16 protein-coding genes are annotated in these 16,200 nt (G+C 72.3%); 5 read left to right on the top strand and 11 right to left on the bottom strand.

What is annotated here, in order from left to right; translation table 11 throughout:
* Positions 1–79 precede the first annotated feature (79 nt).
* From EV378_RS26905 to EV378_RS26915, 4 genes are all read left to right on the top strand, one after another.
* Positions 80–844, top strand: coding sequence for a CoA transferase subunit A (locus tag EV378_RS26905; protein WP_132430186.1), 765 nt, complete (start codon positions 80–82; stop codon positions 842–844).
* A 70-nt stretch (positions 845–914) separates the two neighbouring features.
* The gene (locus EV378_RS26910) at positions 915–1,577 is read left to right on the top strand and encodes a CoA transferase subunit B (RefSeq protein ID WP_132430187.1); all 663 of its coding nucleotides are present in this window, start codon (positions 915–917) and stop codon (positions 1,575–1,577) included.
* A complete protein-coding gene (locus EV378_RS35580; protein WP_165922501.1) occupies positions 1,574–1,723 on the top strand; it encodes a hypothetical protein in 150 nt (49 codons plus the stop codon). The genes EV378_RS26910 and EV378_RS35580 overlap by 4 nt, the downstream gene beginning before the upstream one ends.
* Before the next feature lie 2 nt (positions 1,724–1,725).
* The gene (locus EV378_RS26915) at positions 1,726–2,349 is read left to right on the top strand and encodes a response regulator (RefSeq protein WP_132430188.1); all 624 of its coding nucleotides are present in this window, start codon (positions 1,726–1,728) and stop codon (positions 2,347–2,349) included.
* Between the two features lie 105 nt (positions 2,350–2,454).
* On the opposite strand, the gene EV378_RS26920 is transcribed toward EV378_RS26915, so the two are convergent.
* The 10 genes from EV378_RS26920 to EV378_RS26965 form a co-directional block, all read right to left on the bottom strand.
* Positions 2,455–3,276 carry an ABC transporter permease gene (locus tag EV378_RS26920; protein ID WP_132430189.1) on the bottom strand — a complete coding sequence of 274 codons (822 nt, stop codon included), beginning with the start codon at positions 3,274–3,276 and terminating at the stop codon, positions 2,455–2,457.
* Complete coding sequence (locus EV378_RS26925; protein ID WP_132430190.1) at positions 3,273–4,241, bottom strand: ATP-binding cassette domain-containing protein; 969 nt, start codon at positions 4,239–4,241, stop codon at positions 3,273–3,275. Before EV378_RS26925 ends, EV378_RS26920 begins: the two co-directional genes overlap by 4 nt.
* Before the next feature lie 86 nt (positions 4,242–4,327).
* Positions 4,328–5,170 (bottom strand): DUF4097 family beta strand repeat-containing protein, encoded by an 843-nt coding sequence (locus EV378_RS26930; RefSeq protein WP_132430191.1) that lies wholly within the window; start codon positions 5,168–5,170, stop codon positions 4,328–4,330.
* 51 nt (positions 5,171–5,221) lie between these two features.
* Positions 5,222–5,719 carry a hypothetical protein gene (locus EV378_RS26935; RefSeq protein ID WP_132430192.1) on the bottom strand — a complete coding sequence of 166 codons (498 nt, stop codon included), beginning with the start codon at positions 5,717–5,719 and terminating at the stop codon, positions 5,222–5,224.
* Between the two features lie 322 nt (positions 5,720–6,041).
* On the bottom strand, positions 6,042–8,576 hold the full coding sequence (locus EV378_RS26940) for a DUF4118 domain-containing protein (RefSeq protein ID WP_243653783.1): 2,535 nt from the start codon (positions 8,574–8,576) through the stop codon (positions 6,042–6,044).
* Between the two features lie 12 nt (positions 8,577–8,588).
* Entirely contained in the window at positions 8,589–9,194 is a 606-nt protein-coding gene (locus EV378_RS26945; RefSeq protein ID WP_132430193.1) for a potassium-transporting ATPase subunit C, read from the bottom strand.
* A 5-nt stretch (positions 9,195–9,199) separates the two neighbouring features.
* A complete protein-coding gene (gene kdpB, locus EV378_RS26950; protein WP_132430194.1) occupies positions 9,200–11,449 on the bottom strand; it encodes a potassium-transporting ATPase subunit KdpB in 2,250 nt (749 codons plus the stop codon).
* On the bottom strand, positions 11,446–13,140 hold the full coding sequence (gene kdpA / locus EV378_RS26955; protein WP_132430195.1) for a potassium-transporting ATPase subunit KdpA: 1,695 nt from the start codon (positions 13,138–13,140) through the stop codon (positions 11,446–11,448). Before kdpA ends, kdpB begins: the two co-directional genes overlap by 4 nt.
* Entirely contained in the window at positions 13,140–13,226 is an 87-nt protein-coding gene (gene kdpF, locus EV378_RS36020; RefSeq protein ID WP_207908990.1) for a K(+)-transporting ATPase subunit F, read from the bottom strand. The genes kdpA and kdpF overlap by 1 nt, the downstream gene beginning before the upstream one ends.
* Positions 13,227–13,508: 282 nt before the next feature.
* The gene (locus EV378_RS26965) at positions 13,509–14,009 is read right to left on the bottom strand and encodes a MarR family winged helix-turn-helix transcriptional regulator (protein ID WP_132430196.1); all 501 of its coding nucleotides are present in this window, start codon (positions 14,007–14,009) and stop codon (positions 13,509–13,511) included.
* 95 nt (positions 14,010–14,104) lie between these two features.
* Between EV378_RS26965 and EV378_RS26970 the strand changes: the two genes are divergently transcribed.
* Positions 14,105–15,040, top strand: coding sequence for an NADP-dependent oxidoreductase (locus EV378_RS26970; RefSeq protein WP_132430197.1), 936 nt, complete (start codon positions 14,105–14,107; stop codon positions 15,038–15,040).
* A gap of 22 nt (positions 15,041–15,062) precedes the next feature.
* On the opposite strand, the gene EV378_RS26975 is transcribed toward EV378_RS26970, so the two are convergent.
* Positions 15,063–16,109, bottom strand: a complete 1,047-nt coding sequence (locus tag EV378_RS26975) for an LLM class flavin-dependent oxidoreductase (protein ID WP_132430198.1) — start codon at positions 16,107–16,109, stop codon at positions 15,063–15,065.
* Between the last annotated feature and the right edge of the window lie 91 nt (positions 16,110–16,200).

Genomic DNA, 16,200 nt, shown 5'->3' on the forward strand with positions numbered 1-16,200 from the left:
GCCCCGCGGGACAGCGGTCGCCGGCACCTGCGGCGATCTAGCTCTTCGGCTCCCGACCGTTCACAGGAGGACAAGCGGCATGGACAAGGTCGTCACGGCCGAACAGGCCCTGGCCGACATCACCGACGGGGCGAGCATCGCCGTCGGCGGCTTCGGCCTCTGCGGCATCCCGATGGCGCTGATCAGCGAGCTCCATCGACGAGGTGTCGGTGGGCTGAAGGTCGTCTCCAACAACTGCGGCATCGACGACTGGGGGCTCGGTCTGCTCCTCGGTGACCGCCGCATCGTCCGGATGACCAGCTCGTACGTCGGGGAGAACAAGGAGTTCGCCCGGCAGTACCTCTCCGGCGAGCTCGAGGTCGAGCTCTGCCCCCAGGGCACGCTCGCCGAGCGCCTCCGCGCCGGCGGATGTGGCATTCCCGCCTTCTACACCCCGGCCGGAGTGGGGAGCCAGATCGGGGACGGCGGTCTCCCGTGGCGCTACGCCGAGGACGGGTCCGTCGCGGTCGCGTCGCCTCCCAAGGAGAAGCGCACGTTCCGGGATCGGGACTACCTGCTGGAAGAGGCCATCAGTACGGACTTCGCGCTGGTCTACGCGACGGTGGGAGACCGGGACGGCAACCTCGTCTTCGACAAGACGACCCAGAACTTCAACCCCCTCTGCGCCATGGCCGGGACCGTCACCGTCGCGCAGGTCGAGCGTCTGGTCGAGCCCGGCGAGATCGCCCCGGAGAACGTCCACCTGCCCGGGGTGTTCGTGCAGCACGTCGTGCACGCGCCCGGCGTCGAGAAGCGCATCGAGAAGCGAACCGTCACCCGGCCGACCACGGAGACCGTCCGATGAGCGAGCGTGCGAGCGAGTCATCGATACAGCGCCTCCGCGAAGCGCCGACCGAGCGTAGCGAGGGAGTGCGATGAGCCTGACCCGCGAGCAGATGGCAGCGCGTGCGGCCGCGGAGCTGCACGACGGCGAGTACGTCAACCTCGGCATCGGGCTGCCGACCCTGATCCCCGGCTATCTCCCCGACGACGTGCACGTCGTGCTGCACAGTGAGAACGGGATCCTCGGGACGGGGCCCTACCCGCATCCGGACGAGATCGACCCCGATCTCATCAACGCCGGCAAGGAGACCGTCACGGTCCGCGTCGGAGCGTCCTACTTCGACTCGGCGCTGTCCTTCGGTGTCATCCGCGGCGGCCACCTGGACGTCGCCGTGCTGGGTGCGATGCAGGTCTCCGAGAAGGGCGACCTGTCGAACTGGTCGGTCCCCGGCAAGATGGTCAAGGGCATGGGAGGCGCCATGGACCTCGTCCATGGCGCCCGGCGGGTCATCGTCCTGATGGAGCACACGGCCAAGGACGGCAGTCCCAAGATCCTCCGAGAGAACACGCTGCCCTACACCGGGCTGCAGGTGGTCGACCGGATCATCAGCGACCTCGCGGTCATCGACGTCACCGACGGCGGACTCGTACTGGCGGAGGTTGCCCCCGGCGTGACCGAGGACGAGGTGCGTGCAGCCACCGACGCGCCGCTGACGACCTCCGACCAGCTCGCGACGGTCCAGGTGCCGGCATGACCGGGCTCGTCCACCACGAGGTCGAGGGCGGTCGAGCGACCGTCGCTCGCGACTCGCCGTCGAACCGCAACGCCCTGTCCGCCCATCTGCGCGCGGAGCTGGTCGCGAGCCTGGATGTCACGATCGCGGACCCGCGGTCCGGGTGATCGTGGCGGCGCACACCGGGCCCGTCTGCAGCGCCGGGAGGGACATCGAGGAGTCGCGGGGCGGATCGGCGAGCGACCAGGGTGCCCGCGACGGCATCTGGGCCACGGACGACGAGCCGGCCGCGAGCACACGGCTCCTGGTCTTCTCGCGGTCGACGTTGGTGCGATGCGGGCTTCGATTCCTGCTACGGACCCAGGACGCGATCGACGTCATCGCCGAGGCAGCCACCACCTCGGAGCTGGTCCGGCTGTGCGCTGACCTCCGTCCGGCGATCGTCCTGATCGATCTGACCGGGGAGGGGGAGCGACCGCTCGGCCCGCAGATGCTCGCCGGGCTGCGCAGGCGTCAGCCCCGGATGCGAGCGATCGTCATCGTCGGCCCGCAGACCAGGGAGGAGACGAACGCGCTGGTTGCCACGGGAGTGGCGGGGGTCGTCGGTATCGACGCATCGCCGTCCGCCATGGTCGCCGCGGTCACGGAGGTCGGCGCAGACCGGGGCTACTTCGACCGAACAAGCGGTCGGACGTTCGATGGTGATCCGACGCAGGACGACTACGACGGTTCTGCACCTCCGCTGAGTCCACGGGAGTGTCAGGTCACGCGAATCCGGGTGAGATGGCAGTGAGGGTTGTTCGATCACGGTCCGGGCAGCCGTCAGCGCCATCTCAACCGGATCGACGCGTTCCCCGGGGCGCGTCCTGCGGTGCGGACGCGGTGCGGGCTCACCGTCTCAGCCGTCCGTCCGGGAGTTGTAGAGGCGCTCGGCCCACAGGTAGCCGGCCACGGTGATCACCACGCACCACCCGACGGCGAGCATCACGCTGGTGCCGAGACCGGGCGTCGCCGATCCGAGCAGGAGTCCGCGCAGGGCGTCGATGACCGGGGTGAACGGCTGGTACTCGGCGAACCAGCGCAGCACGGTCGGCATGGACTCGGTCGGGACGAATCCGCTGCTCAGGAACGGCAGCAGGAGCAGGAACATCGGGGTGTTGCTGGCCGACTCGACGGTCCTCGCGGCCAGCCCGAGCGCCACGGTGAGCCACGTCAGGGCCAGCGTCAGCAGAGCCAGGATCCCGAGCGCGCCGAGCCAGCCGCCGACCGTCGCGTCCGTCCGGAAGCCGAGCGCGAGCGCGACGCCCGTGACCACCACGAGCGCGACCACGGTCTGCGCGAACGCCCCGACGACGTGTCCGGTGAGGACGCTGACGCGGGCGATGGCCATCGTCCGGAAGCGGGCGACGACGCCCTCGGTCATGTCGGTGGCGACCCCGATCGCGGTGGCCAGCGCGATGCTCGCCACGGTGATCAGCAGGATGGTCGGGGTGATGTAGGCCAGGTACTGCGTGCGCCCGGCCGTGGGGCCCGCGACGCCCGCGCCGAGCGGTCCGCCGAGCACGTAGACGAACAGCAGCAGGAACACGAGCGGCTGACCGATCAACATGATCGTCAGCGACGGGTAGCGCCGCATGTGGAGCAGGCGGCGGCGCACCATCGTCAGCGAGTCCCGCAGGGCCTGGGGGCGGGCGGTCGGAGCGGCGGCGATCGTGGTCATGACGTGGTCACCTTCTGGGTGTCGGAGCGGGTGTCGGACGTGGCGGGCCGGCCGGTCAGCGCGAGGAACACGTCGTCCAGGTCGGGTGTGTGGGTGGTCAGCGCCTCGGGTCGGGTTCCGGCCGCGTCGAGGCGGTCGAGCAGCGCACGCAGCGCCGGGAACCCGTCGGTGGGGACCTGCAGGGTCAGGGCGTCCGGGTCCGGTACCGCGGCGGGCAGGGCGGCGCCGGCCGTGGCCAGGTCCGCGTGGTCGGCGAACCGGATCTCGACGTGTCCGCCGGGCGCCCGGGCCTTGAGCTGGGCCGGCGTCCCGTGTGCGACGAGGCGTCCGTGGTCGAGCACGGCGATGTCGTCGGCGAGGTGGTCGGCCTCCTCCAGGTACTGCGTGGTGAGGAAGACCGTCACGCCGCCGTCGACGAGGCTCCGGACCGCCGACCACAGGTCACGGCGGCTGCGCGGGTCCAGGCCGGTCGTCGGCTCGTCGAGGAAGATCACCCGAGGGTCGCCGACGAGCGTCATCGCCAGGTCGAGGCGCCGTCGCATGCCGCCGGAGTACGAGGAGGCGGGCCTGCCGGCGGCGTCGGCGAGGTCGAACTGCTCGAGCAGGTCGCGGGCGCGGGCCCGCCCGCCGGTGCGGGACAGGTGGTGCAGGTCCGCCATCAACCGGAGGTTCTCGGTGCCGGTGAGCAGGCCGTCCACGGCGGAGAACTGCCCGGTCACGCCGATCGCGGCGCGGACGGCGTCCGGTGCGTCGACGACGTCGTGCCCGGCGACCCGGACCGTGCCGGAGTCGGCGCGGACCAATGTGGACAGGATCTTCACGACGGTCGTCTTGCCGGCGCCGTTCGGGCCGAGCAGCCCGAACACGGTCCCGGCCGGGACCTCGATGTCGATCCCGTCCAGGACGGTCTGGGATCCGTAGGACTTGCGCAGGTCGGCGATCGTGATCGCCGGGTCGTTCGTCATGGGTGCGCTCCTTGGTGAGGGCAGGGCGGGGTGACCGCCGGACCGGGAACGGTCGGGCGGCTCGAACTGCGGAGGGGAGGGCGGGCTCAGGCCCGGCGGATCACGATGGCGCCGTCCTGCGAGCGGGCGTGGACCGAGACGGTCTCGGCGAAGCCGTCCGGGTCGTCGCGCGGGGACAGGTCGTTGCTGAACCGGCCGGTGGTGTCGACGTCCAGCCACGCCGCGCTGGTCCCGGCGATCCCGACGTCCATCCGGCCGTGGCTGTTGGTCAGCGACACCTCGCCGCGGGCGACGCGTCCCAGGCGGACGTTGCCGTAGGTCGTGCGGACCCGGACGTCGGACTGGGCATCGTCGATGTCGATGTCGCCGTAACCGCCGGTCAGCTGCGCGTCGCCGCCGATCTCGTCGGCGTGGATGGCGCCGTGCTTGCTGCGGATGCTCGCCGCGCCGCCGACCCGCTTGACCTGCACGCCGCCGTGGTCGGCGGTCAGGTCGGCGTCGCCGTCGACGGTCCCGTTCACCCTGACCAGCCCGTAGCCGACCGACAGTGTCGCCGACCGCGCGTCGTCGATCCGGACGTCGCCGTACTTCGTGTGGACGGCGCAGGCGCCCAGGCGGCCCTCGGCGCGGATGCCGCCGTATCCCGACCGGGCGGTGAGCGAGGAGCCGGCCGGGAGGGCGATCTCGACTTCGAGCGAGCGGCCGGGGGTCTTCGGCGTGAGCTTCTGCAGGAGGCCGAGCGTGGGCCCGGTGACGCGGAGCTCGTCCCCGACGAGCTCGACGCGGACGTCCTCGGCCTGCTTGCGGTCCTCGGCGTTGCTGCGCACGTCGACGACCGTGTCGGTGCGGTCCGACGCGACCACGTGCAGCTCCCCGATCGGGAGCTCGACGGTTGCGGTGATCGGTCCGGGTGTGTCGAACGTGGACATGGTCGATCGCCTCCTCGGCGCCGCGGCGCCGCGAGTGGGTGGGTCCTGCGGTTAGCCGAACCAGCCGACGCGCCCGGCCCTGCCGGACGGCGGCGCGTGTGGTGCTGGCTGGTCGAGCGCGGCCGTGGCCACGCGGGTCAGCCAGGTGTTGACGGACAGGCCGTCGCGGCCCGCCGCCTCCTCGATGCGGTTCTTCAGACTCTCCGGGGGCCGGAAGTTGATGCGTGCGACGGCGCCGTTGTCGCCTTCCGTCGCAGCGGCCGGTGGTGCGGGCGTGGTGGCGGCCGGAGCGGCGGTCGCCGGAGCGGCCGCGGTCGTGACGACGAAGTCGGGGGAGGAACCCCGCAGGCGCAGGTGCACCGAGCCGGGCACGAGCTCCAGGGTGATCTCGTCGGCGGCGGCCGTCAGCGCCTCGAGCAGCACCAACCGCACCGCCGAGTCGAGCGGTCCCACCAGGCGTTCCGCGACCTCGCGCACGTCGTCCCCTGCCACCTCGCTGATGGCCGCGAACTCGGTCCGCAGGCGGTCGACGTATCCGTCCAACTCCATGGCGCATAGCGTGGCGCACATTGGTGCCATCGTCAAGAGATATGCGCCATCTATGGCGCCATATGGCGCCATTCACCGCGGAGGCGGACGTCGAGACCATGTCGACGACGGTCGTCGGGCACCTGCGGGAGCGGTGTGCGGTGAGCGTGGCCGAGCGACGGGTGCAGCGGCCCGGACGGCGCCGGGACGGCCGCGCTGCTGGTGGCGATCGGGATGGACGCGATCGAGCTGCCCGCCGGACGGGGCCGGTTCCTGCTGGTTCGAGCACCGCGACCCGCCGACCCGACCGCGAGCGGCTGCTGGTCGCGGGACGGCCGGGCGCTCACCCGATGACCTCCGGTTCCGGCACGGCACCCGCCGACGGCATCGACACGACGATGGTGAGCCCCCCACCGGGGGTGTCCTCGGCGGTCAGCGTTCCGCCCATGACGGTGGTGAGGCCGCGGGCGACCGACAGCCCGAGCCCGACGCCCGGGGTCCCGTTCCGGTCGCCGAGGCGCTGGAACGCCGCGAACAGGTCGTCCTGGGATCCGCGCGGCACGCCGGGACCGCGGTCGACCACGCGGAGCTCGACGTGGTCGGCGTGGGCGCTGGCGCGCAGGGCCACCGGGGCGCCTGCGCCGTGGCGCAGGGCGTTGTCGACGACGTTGGCGACCACCCGCTCGAGCAGGCCGACGTCGGCGACGACGTCCGGGAGCTGCACGTCGATGTCGACGCTCACCCGCTCGGCACCCTCGACACCGACGAGCGCCCGGACGGCGACCTCGTCGTAGCCGACGGGAGCGAGCTGCGGATGGACCGCCCCGGTGGCCAGGCGCGACGAGTCCAGCAGGTTGTCCACCAGCCCGGTCAAACGGTCCGCGGACTCCTCGATCGTCGCCAGCAGCTCGCCGCGGTCGGCGCCGGACAGGCGCAGCAGCGGGTCGCGCAGGCTGCCCGCGGCCGCCTTGATCGAGGTCAACGGGCTGCGCAGGTCGTGCCCGACGGCCGACAGCAGCGCTCCGCGCGTCTCGTTCACCTCAGCGCGGCGCTCGGCCCGCTCGGTCTCGGCGGCGGCGCGTTGGCCGCGCAGCGCCAGCAGCGCCTGACCGCCGACCGTCTCCAGCAGACGGCGGTCGGCCGCGGGCAGGGACCGGCCGGTGCCGATCAGGTGCAGGCCGTCCTCCACCTCGACGTCGACGTCGGCGGCGTCCGGGCGCCCGCACTCCCGCGGGCCGGACACCGCGACCAGGGACCAGCCCGCTGCGCCGTCCGGCCGCTCGAGCAGCGCCACGCTCCGGAGGCCGAACGCCTCGCTGACCTTCTCCAGCAGCCGGGGCAGTGGATCGGTGCGGGTCAGCACGGTCCGGGCGAACGACGCCAGCAGTGCCGCCTCGGCCTGTGCGCGGGCCGCCTGCTCGGCGCGGCGCGCGGCCCGGTTCACCACGAGCGCGACGAGGACGGCGACGACGAGCATCGCGACCACGGTGATCAGGTTCTCGGTCTGGGCGATCGTCAGCGAGTACAGCGGCGGGGTGAGGAAGAAGTTCAGCGCCAGGCCGCCGATCAGCACCGCGAGCAGGGCCGGGCCCAACCCGCCGACGACCGCCACGACGACGGCGGTGAGGAAGAACAGCACGACGTCGGTGGACAGCCCGATCACGTCGCGCAGGCCCACCCCGATCAGCGTGGCCACGGCCGGGGCCAGTACGGCGAGGACCCATCCGGCGGCCTGTCGCGATGCCGGGAGCCCGCCCGTGAGCCGGGGGAGGCGCAGCCCGCGTCCGGCCGAGTCGTGCGTGACCATGTGCACGTCGATCGGGCCGGACTCCTGCACGACCCGCGCCCCGATGCCGGGGTCGAACAGCCGGGCGACCCGCGAACGTCGCGACGTGCCGAGCACGAGCTGGGTGGCGTTCGCGCCCCGGGCGAAGTCGAGCAGCGCCGTCGTCACCGCGTCGGCTCCGCCGTCCCCGACCACGGTGTGGAACGACGCGCCGACGTCGTCGGCGAGGCGCCGGAGCGCGGTGTTCGCGCCGACCGGCGCGGAGGCCAGCCCGTCGCCGCGCAGGACGTGCACGGCGAGCAGGTCGGCCTGCCCGGCGCGCTTGGCGATCCGGGTCGCACGGCGCAGGACGGTCTCCGACTCCGGCCCTCCGGTCAGCGCGACGACGACGCGCTCGCGGGTCTCCCAGACGTCGGTGATCTTCCTGTCGGTGCGGTGGCGGCGCAGCGCGACGTCGACCTCGTCGGCGACCCACAGCAGGGCGAGCTCGCGCAGGGCGATCAGGTTCGGCACCTGGAAGTAGTTCGCGAGTGCCGCGTCGACCTTCTCGGCGGCGTAGACGTTGCCGTGGGCGAGCCTGCGGCGCAGCGCTTCCGGTGTGATGTCGACGAGCTCGAGCTGGTCGGCGCGCCGGACCACCTCGTCCGGCACGGTCTCTCGCTGCCGCACGCCGGTGATCGTGTGCACGACGTCTCCGAGCGACTCGAGGTGCTGCACGTTGACCGTGGAGATGACGTCGATGCCGGCGTCGAGCAGGTCCTCGACGTCCTCCCAGCGCTTCGCGTGCCGACCGCCGGGAGCGTTGGTGTGGGCGAGCTCGTCGACCAGGATCACCGCGGGGGCACGGGCCAGTGCCGCGTCGAGGTCGAACTCGTCGAGCACGGTCGCGCCGTGCTCGATCCGCCTGCGCGGCAGCACCTCCAGCCCGTCGAGCAGCGCGGCCGTCCGGGCCCGACCGTGCGTCTCGACGACGCCGACGACGACGTCGGTGCCGCGCTCCAGGCGCCGCCGCGCCTCGCCGAGCATCGCGTACGTCTTGCCCACCCCCGGGGCCGCCCCCAGGTGGATGCGCAGCTCACCCCGCTTGGTCACGTCGGCGATTCTCTACCCGCGCGCGTCGCGGACGGCGAGGTTGAGCTCCGTGACGTTCACCGCGGGCTCGCCGAGGAAGCCGAGCACCCGGCCTTCGGTGGCGTCCGAGACCAGCGAGCGGACCGTGGCGACCGGCAGGCCGGTGACCCGTGCGACGCGGGCGACCTGCTGGGCGGCGTAGGCGGGGCTGATGTCCGGGTCCAGTCCGGACGCCGATGCGGTGACCGCGTCGGCCGGGACGGTGGCCGGGTCGACGCCGTCGCGCTGGGCGATCAGGGCGCGGCGTTGCTGGACCTGGTCGAGCAGCTCGTCGTCGAAACCGCCCTTGTTCGAGCCGCCGGAGGTCGTCGTGTCGGCAGGCCCCAGCACGCCCTCCGACGACGCGGAGGGACGGGTGTGGAAGTACGGGTCGGCCGCCGGGTCCGCCGCGACCGGGTCGATCCCGATCAGCGACGAGCCTGCGGTGCCGCCGACGATCGAGCCCTCCGCGCTCGACGACAGGCCGGGAAGGTGGGCGACCGCCCAGATCGCCAAGGGATAGACGATGCCGCACAGCACCGTGAACACGAGCAGCAGGCGCAGCCCGGTTCCGGTCTGGCGGCGCAGCGTGGTCAGCATGTCTCTCAGATCCCGGGGACGAGTCGGACGAGCAGGTCGATGAGGAAGATCCCGACGAACGGGGTCACCACCCCGCCGAGCCCGTAGACGAGTAGGTTGCGGCGCAACAGGTTCGCCGCCGACGACGGCCGGTAGCGCACTCCGCGCAGGGCGAGCGGCACCAGGGCGACGATGATCAGCGCGTTGAAGATCACCGCGGACAGGATCGCGGACTCCGGCGTCGCGAGCCGCATGACGTTCAGCGCGCCGAGCGACGGGTGGAGCGCCAGGAACATCGCCGGGAGGATGGCGAAGTACTTGGCCAGGTCGTTGGCGATCGAGAACGTGGTCAGCGCGCCACGGGTGATCAGGAGCTGCTTGCCGATCTCGACGATCTCGATCAGCTTCGTCGGGTTCGAGTCGAGGTCGACCATGTTGCCGGCCTCCTTGGCCGCGGCCGTCCCGGTGTTCATCGCGACGCCGACGTCGGCCTGGGCCAGCGCGGGTGCGTCGTTCGTGCCGTCGCCGGTCATGGCGACGAGCCGCCCGCCCTCCTGCTCCTTGCGGATCAGGGCCATCTTGTCCTCGGGCGTCGCCTCGGCCAGATGGTCGTCCACGCCGGCGTCGGCCGCGATCGCGCGCGCCGTGCGCGGGTTGTCCCCGGTGATCATCACGGTGCGGATGCCCATGGCGCGCAGCTCGGCGAACCGCTCCCGCATGCCCGGCTTGACCACATCGGACAGACGGATGACGCCGAGCACGTGTGCGCCCGTACCGTCCGGGGAGGACGCGGCCGCCACGACGAGTGGCGTGCCGCCGTCGTCGGAGATCGTCTCGACGAGCCGCCGGACCTCGGCGGCGACGCCGGCGTCCCCTCCGTCCCCTCCGTCCCCCTCCCTTCCCGAACGAACGGCACCTTCGGGCAATGTCGTTGCCCGAACGGCACCCTCGTTCGGGTCGGGGGTGGGCGCATCGGCCCCGGGGGTGGGCCGGCCGGCCTCGGCCCAGGCCAGTACGGCAGCCGCGGCACCCTTGCGGATCACGTGGTCGGCGAGGTCGATGCCGGACATCCGGGTCTGCGCGGTGAACGGGACGAACCCGGCCACCGCCTCGCCCGCGTCCGCCTCGGCCGCGAGCCCGTACCGGCCGGCACAGAGCGCGACGATGCTGCGGCCCTCCGGGGTCTGGTCGGCGAGGCTCGACAGTCGCGCCGCACGGGCCAGCTCCTCGGCCGGGGTCCCGCCGACCGGGAGGAGCTCGGTGGCCCGGCGGTTGCCGAACGTGATCGTGCCGGTCTTGTCGAGCAGCAGCGTGTCCACGTCACCGGCCGCCTCGACGGCCCGCCCGGAGGTGGCCAGCACGTTGCGCTGCACGAGCCGGTCCATGCCGGCGATGCCGATCGCCGACAGCAGGGCGCCGATCGTGGTCGGGATCAGGCAGACCAGCAGTGCGGTGAGCACGATCAGCGAGACCTGCGAGCCGGCGTAGGCACTCATCGGCGAGATCGCCACGACGGCGAGCAGGAAGACGATCGTCAGGACCGAGAGCAGTACCGTCAGCGCGATCTCGTTCGGCGTCTTCTGCCGTGCCGCGCCCTCGACCAGCGCGATCATCCGGTCCACGAAGGACTCGCCGGGGCGGGTCGTCACCTCGACCACGATCCGGTCGGACAGGACCGTCGTGCCGCCGGTGACCGAGCTGCGGTCCCCGCCCGCCTCGCGGACGACCGGCGCGGACTCGCCGGTGATCGCGGACTCGTCGACGGTCGCGATGCCCTCGACGACGTCGCCGTCGCCCGGGATCGTCTCGTTCGCCTCGACGACGACCAGGTCGCCGACCGCGAGCGCGGTGCCAGGAACCTGTTCCTCGGACCCGTCGGAGCGCAGGCGGCGGGCCATCGTGTCCCGTTTCGTCGCGCGCAGTGACGCGGCCTGCGCCTTGCCGCGTCCCTCGGCGACGGCCTCGGCCACGTTCGCGAACAGCACGGTGAACCACAGCCAGATCGCGATCAGGATCGCGAACACGCTCGGGTCGACGATGGCCAGCACGGTGACCAGCGCCGAGCCGACCCAGACGACGAACATGACCGGGTTGCGCGCCTGCACCCGCGGGTCGAGCTTGCGCAGGGCGTCGGGCAGCGAGGAGACGAGCTGGGCCCAGTGGAACGCCCCGGCGGCGACCGGCGTCGCGGTGGCCGCAGCGGCGTCCGGACGCGGCTCCGTCCGGGTATCGGTACTCACGACGTCGGGTCCTTCCTCGGTGGCGGGCCGGCTCATGACAGGGCCTCGGCGATCGGCCCGAGCGCCATCGCCGGGAAGAACGTCAGTGCGGCGACCAGCAGGACGGTGCCGCCGACGAGCGTCGCGAACAGGGCGCCGTGCGTCGGAAGGGTCCCGGCGCCTGGCTCGACGCGGCGCTGTTCGGCCAGCGATCCGGCCAGTGCGAGCACGGCGAGGATCGGCACGAAGCGGCCGAACAGCATCGCGACACCCAGCGACGCCTGGAAGAAGTCGCTGGTCACGGTGATGCCGGCGAACGCGCTGCCGTTGTTGTTCGCGGCGGAGGCGTAGGCGTAGAGCACCTCGGAGAAGCCGTGCGCGCCGTCGTTGTTCAGCGCGTCGGCCGTGCCGGGCAACGCGATCGCGAGCCCGGCGCCGAGCAGCACCAGCGCGGGCATCGCGAGGATCGAGATCGCCGCGTAGGTGACCTGGACCCGGCCCAGCTTCTTGCCGAGGTACTCCGGCGTCCGGCCGACCATCAGCCCGGCCAGGAACACCGCGATGATCGCGAGCACGAGGATGCCGTAGAGCCCGGCGCCGACGCCGCCCGGCGCGACCTCGCCGAGCAGCATGTTCAGCAGCGCGACGCCGCCGCCCGCTCCGGTGAGGCTGTCGTGCATGGAGTTCACCGCGCCGGTGGAGGTGCCGGTGGTGGACACGGCGAACAGCGACGAGCCGGGGATGCCGAACCGGACCTCCTTGCCCTCCATCGCGCCGCCCGCGGCGAGCGCGGCCGGGCCGTTCGGGAACGCCTCGGCCAGCCAGGTCAGGGCGACGAACACGGCCCAGATCGCGCCCATCACGGCGACGAGGACGTGTCCCTGGCGCCGGTCGCCGACCAGGATCCCGAACGTGCGGGTCAGCGCGACCGGGACGACCAGCAGCAGGAGGATCTCGAACAGGTTGGACAGCGCGTTCGGGTTCTCGAACGGGTGCGCCGAGTTCGCGTTGAAGATCCCGCCGCCGTTCGTCCCCAGCTCCTTGACCGCCTCCTGCGACGCGGCCGGCGCGAGCGCCAGTGTGTGTCGCGACCCGTCCACAGTGGTCACGTCGACGCCGGAGCGCAGGGACTGCACGACGCCCGTCGCGACGAGCGCGACCGCCGCGACCACCGAGAGCGGCAGCAGGATCCGGACGACGCCACGGGTGAGATCGACCCAGAAGTTCCCGATCCGGCCGCGGTCCTCCGCGTCGCCGCTCACCCGGGCGGCGAAGCCGCGCACCAGCGCAACCGCGACGGCCATGCCGACCGCGGCCGACACGACGTTCTGCACGGTCAGCCCGGCCATCTGGACGGTGTGCCCGAGCACGGACTCCGGGACGTAGGACTGCCAGTTCGTGTTGGTCACGAACGACACGGCCGTGTTGAACGCCATCGCGGGCGAGACGGTGCTCGCGCCGTCGGTGCCGCGGCCGAATCCGAGCGGCAGGAGCGGCTGCAGCCGCTGCATCAGGTACAGCAGCACGATCGAGACGAAGGAGAACCCCAGCACGCCGGCGGCGTAGGTCGTCCAGCGCTGCCGGACGTCCGGATCCACACGGACGAGCCGGTAGAGCGCGCGCTCCACGCCCCAGTGCCGCTCGTCGGAGTAGACCCTTGCCATCCAGGCACCGAGCGGCGTGTAGGCCAGCGCCAGTAGAAGCACGAGGACGCCGGCCTGGAGGAGGCCGGCCACGGTCGAGCTCATCAGAACCGCTCCGGTCTCAGCAGTGCGATCACCAGGTACACGAGGAGGGCGAGCGCGATCAGCCCGCCCACGATGTCGGCGATCACAGCTTGTCCAGACCGCGCAGGAGCAACGCGAACAGCGCGAAACTCGCGATCAGCAGCACGGCGAATGCCAGGTCGGCCACGGACGTCTCCTCGTACCTCCCGACCGGTCCTTCCGGGGGAGCCGACGCATCGTGCGTCCGGTCCGTGGGGCGGACGGGGTCCGGCTACGACTGCTTGACGCCCGGACGGGCCGTCTTGACGCGTCCCTGACGCCGGTGGGTCAGCCGGCTCGGTCGTGGTCGGTGGTGGTGCCCGGTCGGGGCGTGCGCGGGAGCGGGCGGGTCACCCGCGCTTGCGACGCCGGGGCGCCGCCGACGGCGGGGGCGCCGTCCGCATGTGCTCGCCCACCGGGCCCAGGAGGTCGGTGAGGGAGCGGGCGCCGTCGCGGGAGAGCGGGTCGAAGAACATCTGCTTGACGACGGCCTCGTGGCCGGGCAGGACCGCGTCGACAAGGGCCCGGCCGGCGTCGGTGACCGAGATGATGACGCTGCGCTCGTCGTCCGGGGAGGGGCCCCGGGTGACCAGGTCCCGGCGCTCGAGCGTGCCCGCCTGGTACGTCAGGCCGCTGCGGCTGATCACGATGGAGTCCGCCAGGGCGGTCATCCGCGCGCTGCCGCTCGACGACAGCTGCAGGCGCCGCAGGATCTGGAACTGCACGAATGTCAGGTCGCCGTCCACGTGCAGCTGCTGCTCGATCGCGTGGCGCAGCAGGCTCGACACGTCGATCAGTGCGAAGTAGGCGCCGAGCTGGACGGGGTCGACCGGGTGTGGCGCGTCGGGCATCCCCGGACCCTACTTGCTTCGAGACTGAAGCATCGCTAGGGTCGGCGAAGGTACTTCAGATTTGAAGCGCATGACGAACGGGAACGAGGCCCGACGTGAAGGCAGTGCGGTTCCACGAGTACGGCGGTCCCGACGTGCTCCGGTTCGAGGACGTCGACCAGCCCGATCCGGGGCCCGGAGAGGTGCGGATCCGCGTCGCCGCGACGACGTTCAACCCCGTCGACGACGGCATCCGCGGCGGCTACCTGCAAGGGCCCTTCCCGGTGGCGCTGCCGCACACGCCGGGCATCGAGGTCGCGGGGACCGTCGACGCGCTCGGGGCCGGTGTGTCCGAGCCGGAGGTCGGCGACGAGGTCGTCGGCTTCCTGCCGATGATCGGCGACGGTGCGGCGGCGGAGTACGTCGTCGCACCGGTGGACGTGCTCGTCGCGGCTCCCACGAGCGTGCCGCTCGTCGACGCCGCGGCGCTGCCGATGACGGGGCTCACCGCCTGGCAGGCCCTCGTCGACGCCGCGGCTCTGGCCTCCGGGCAGCGGATCCTGATCAACGGGGCGGGGGGCGCGGTCGGCGGCTACGCGGTCCAGCTCGCGAAGCACGCCGGTGCCCACGTGATCGCAACCGGCAGTCCGCGCAGTGGCGAACGCCTTCGCGAGCTGGGCGCCGACGAGGTCGTCGACCACACCACCACCGGTCTCACCGCGGCGGTCGACGAACCGGTCGACGTCCTGCTCAACCTCACCCCGACGGACCTGACGGCGCTTCTCGGGCTGGTCCGCGACGGCGGCGTCGTCGTGAACACCGTTCCCGCGACGCCGGCGCCCGCCGACGAGACCCGCGGGGTCCGGGCGGTGGACCTCTTCGTGCGCAGCGACACCGGGCAGCTGGCCGAGCTGGTGGCGCGGGTCGATCGTGGCGAGATGCGGATCGGCGTCGACCGCCGGGTCGCGCTGGCCGACCTGGCCTCGGTCCACACCGAAGCCGATGCCGGGACGCTGCGCGGCAAGGTCGTCGTGGTCCCGTCGCCGGCCTGAGCCGGACCGGGTCAGTGGCCGTTCACGCGGGTGGCTTCCACCCGAGGGCCGGTCCGAGCGAGGTGGCCATGTCGGTGAGGATCTGGACGTAGTCGGCGTGCTCGAAGCTGAACGGCAGGGCGAACACGACCTCACGCACCTCGCGGAACGCGGCGTCGCCGTAGAGCTTCTCGGCGATCTCCTGCGAGGTTCCCAGGACGTCGGGCGCGGCGAGCAGGCCGGGTCCGGGCGGGCCCATCGGGGCGACGGTCCGTGGGGTGCGCTTCTCGACGTAGGCCTCGTACCTCGCCTTCTGCTCTCGGGTCGCGGTGTCGGTGGGGATCACGACGAGCCCTTGTGAGACGCGCGCGGCGTCGCCGTCCGGGTGGTGCTGCTTGAACAGGGCGATCTGGCGTTGCTGGATCGCGGCGAAGTCCCACCGGCCGTCGGTCTCGAGGTCCGACTGCTCGGGCTTGAGGATGTTGCTGGTCAGGAGGTTCAGGCCCTGCTCGGCGGCCCATCGGGTCGATCGGGCGCTGCCGGAGCCGTACCAGACGCGGGCCGCCAGACCGGGGGAGTGCGGCTCCACCCGTGCGGAGAACTCCTCGAAGCCCGAGGTGCCGGAGAACGTGCTGACGGCGTCGCCCCGGATCATGCGCAGCAGCCGTGCGACCCGTTCCGACGAGAGGTCCTCGGCGTCGGCGGTGTCGGGGTAGAGCGCGGCCTTGACGTCGTCCCAGTGGATCGGCGGGCCGACCGAGAAGCCGGGCTCAAGGCGTCCTCCGGACAGGATGTCGACGGTGGCGAGGTCCTCGGCCATGCGCAGCGGGTTCTCCCAGCCCAGCGGCGTCACGGCCGTACCCATCGCGATCCGGTGGGTGCGTTGCGAGGCCGCTGCCATGATCGCGATCGGCGAGGAGATGCCGGTCTGGAAGTGCCGGTGGCGCAGGTAGGCGCTGTCGAAGCCGAGCTGCTCGCCGAGCTCGATGACCTGCAGGACGTTCTCGTGCCCCGGCGCCGGATCGTCGCCGTCGAACAGGCCGATGGTCAGGAAGCCGAGCTTCTCGAGCGGGACATCGGGGGTCGGCATACCGGCTCTCCTTCTGCTGTCACGGCCTGACGGCTGTGCGACGACGTCTCGTCCAACAGGAGCGCCGCCCACGCTTGTTCCGACGTCGCGC

This window comes from Pseudonocardia endophytica, assembly GCF_004339565.1.
Classification (GTDB): domain Bacteria; phylum Actinomycetota; class Actinomycetes; order Mycobacteriales; family Pseudonocardiaceae; genus Pseudonocardia; species Pseudonocardia endophytica.

Excerpts from the sequence above, each read along its gene's own strand:
- EV378_RS26930 (WP_132430191.1), bottom strand. The coding sequence starts at position 5,170 with ATGTCCACGTTCGACACACCCGGACCGATCACCGCAACCGTCGAGCTC.
- EV378_RS26975 (WP_132430198.1), bottom strand. The coding sequence starts at position 16,109 with ATGCCGACCCCCGATGTCCCGCTCGAGAAGCTCGGCTTCCTGACCATC.
- EV378_RS35580 (WP_165922501.1), top strand. The coding sequence starts at position 1,574 with ATGACCGGGCTCGTCCACCACGAGGTCGAGGGCGGTCGAGCGACCGTC.
- kdpA (WP_132430195.1), bottom strand. The coding sequence starts at position 13,140 with ATGAGCTCGACCGTGGCCGGCCTCCTCCAGGCCGGCGTCCTCGTGCTT.
- kdpB (WP_132430194.1), bottom strand. The coding sequence starts at position 11,449 with ATGAGCCGGCCCGCCACCGAGGAAGGACCCGACGTCGTGAGTACCGAT.
- EV378_RS26925 (WP_132430190.1), bottom strand. The coding sequence starts at position 4,241 with ATGACGAACGACCCGGCGATCACGATCGCCGACCTGCGCAAGTCCTAC.
- EV378_RS26945 (WP_132430193.1), bottom strand. The coding sequence starts at position 9,194 with ATGCTGACCACGCTGCGCCGCCAGACCGGAACCGGGCTGCGCCTGCTG.
- EV378_RS26905 (WP_132430186.1), top strand. The coding sequence starts at position 80 with ATGGACAAGGTCGTCACGGCCGAACAGGCCCTGGCCGACATCACCGAC.
- EV378_RS26910 (WP_132430187.1), top strand. The coding sequence starts at position 915 with ATGAGCCTGACCCGCGAGCAGATGGCAGCGCGTGCGGCCGCGGAGCTG.
- EV378_RS26920 (WP_132430189.1), bottom strand. The coding sequence starts at position 3,276 with ATGACCACGATCGCCGCCGCTCCGACCGCCCGCCCCCAGGCCCTGCGG.
- EV378_RS26965 (WP_132430196.1), bottom strand. The coding sequence starts at position 14,009 with ATGCCCGACGCGCCACACCCGGTCGACCCCGTCCAGCTCGGCGCCTAC.
- EV378_RS26935 (WP_132430192.1), bottom strand. The coding sequence starts at position 5,719 with ATGGAGTTGGACGGATACGTCGACCGCCTGCGGACCGAGTTCGCGGCC.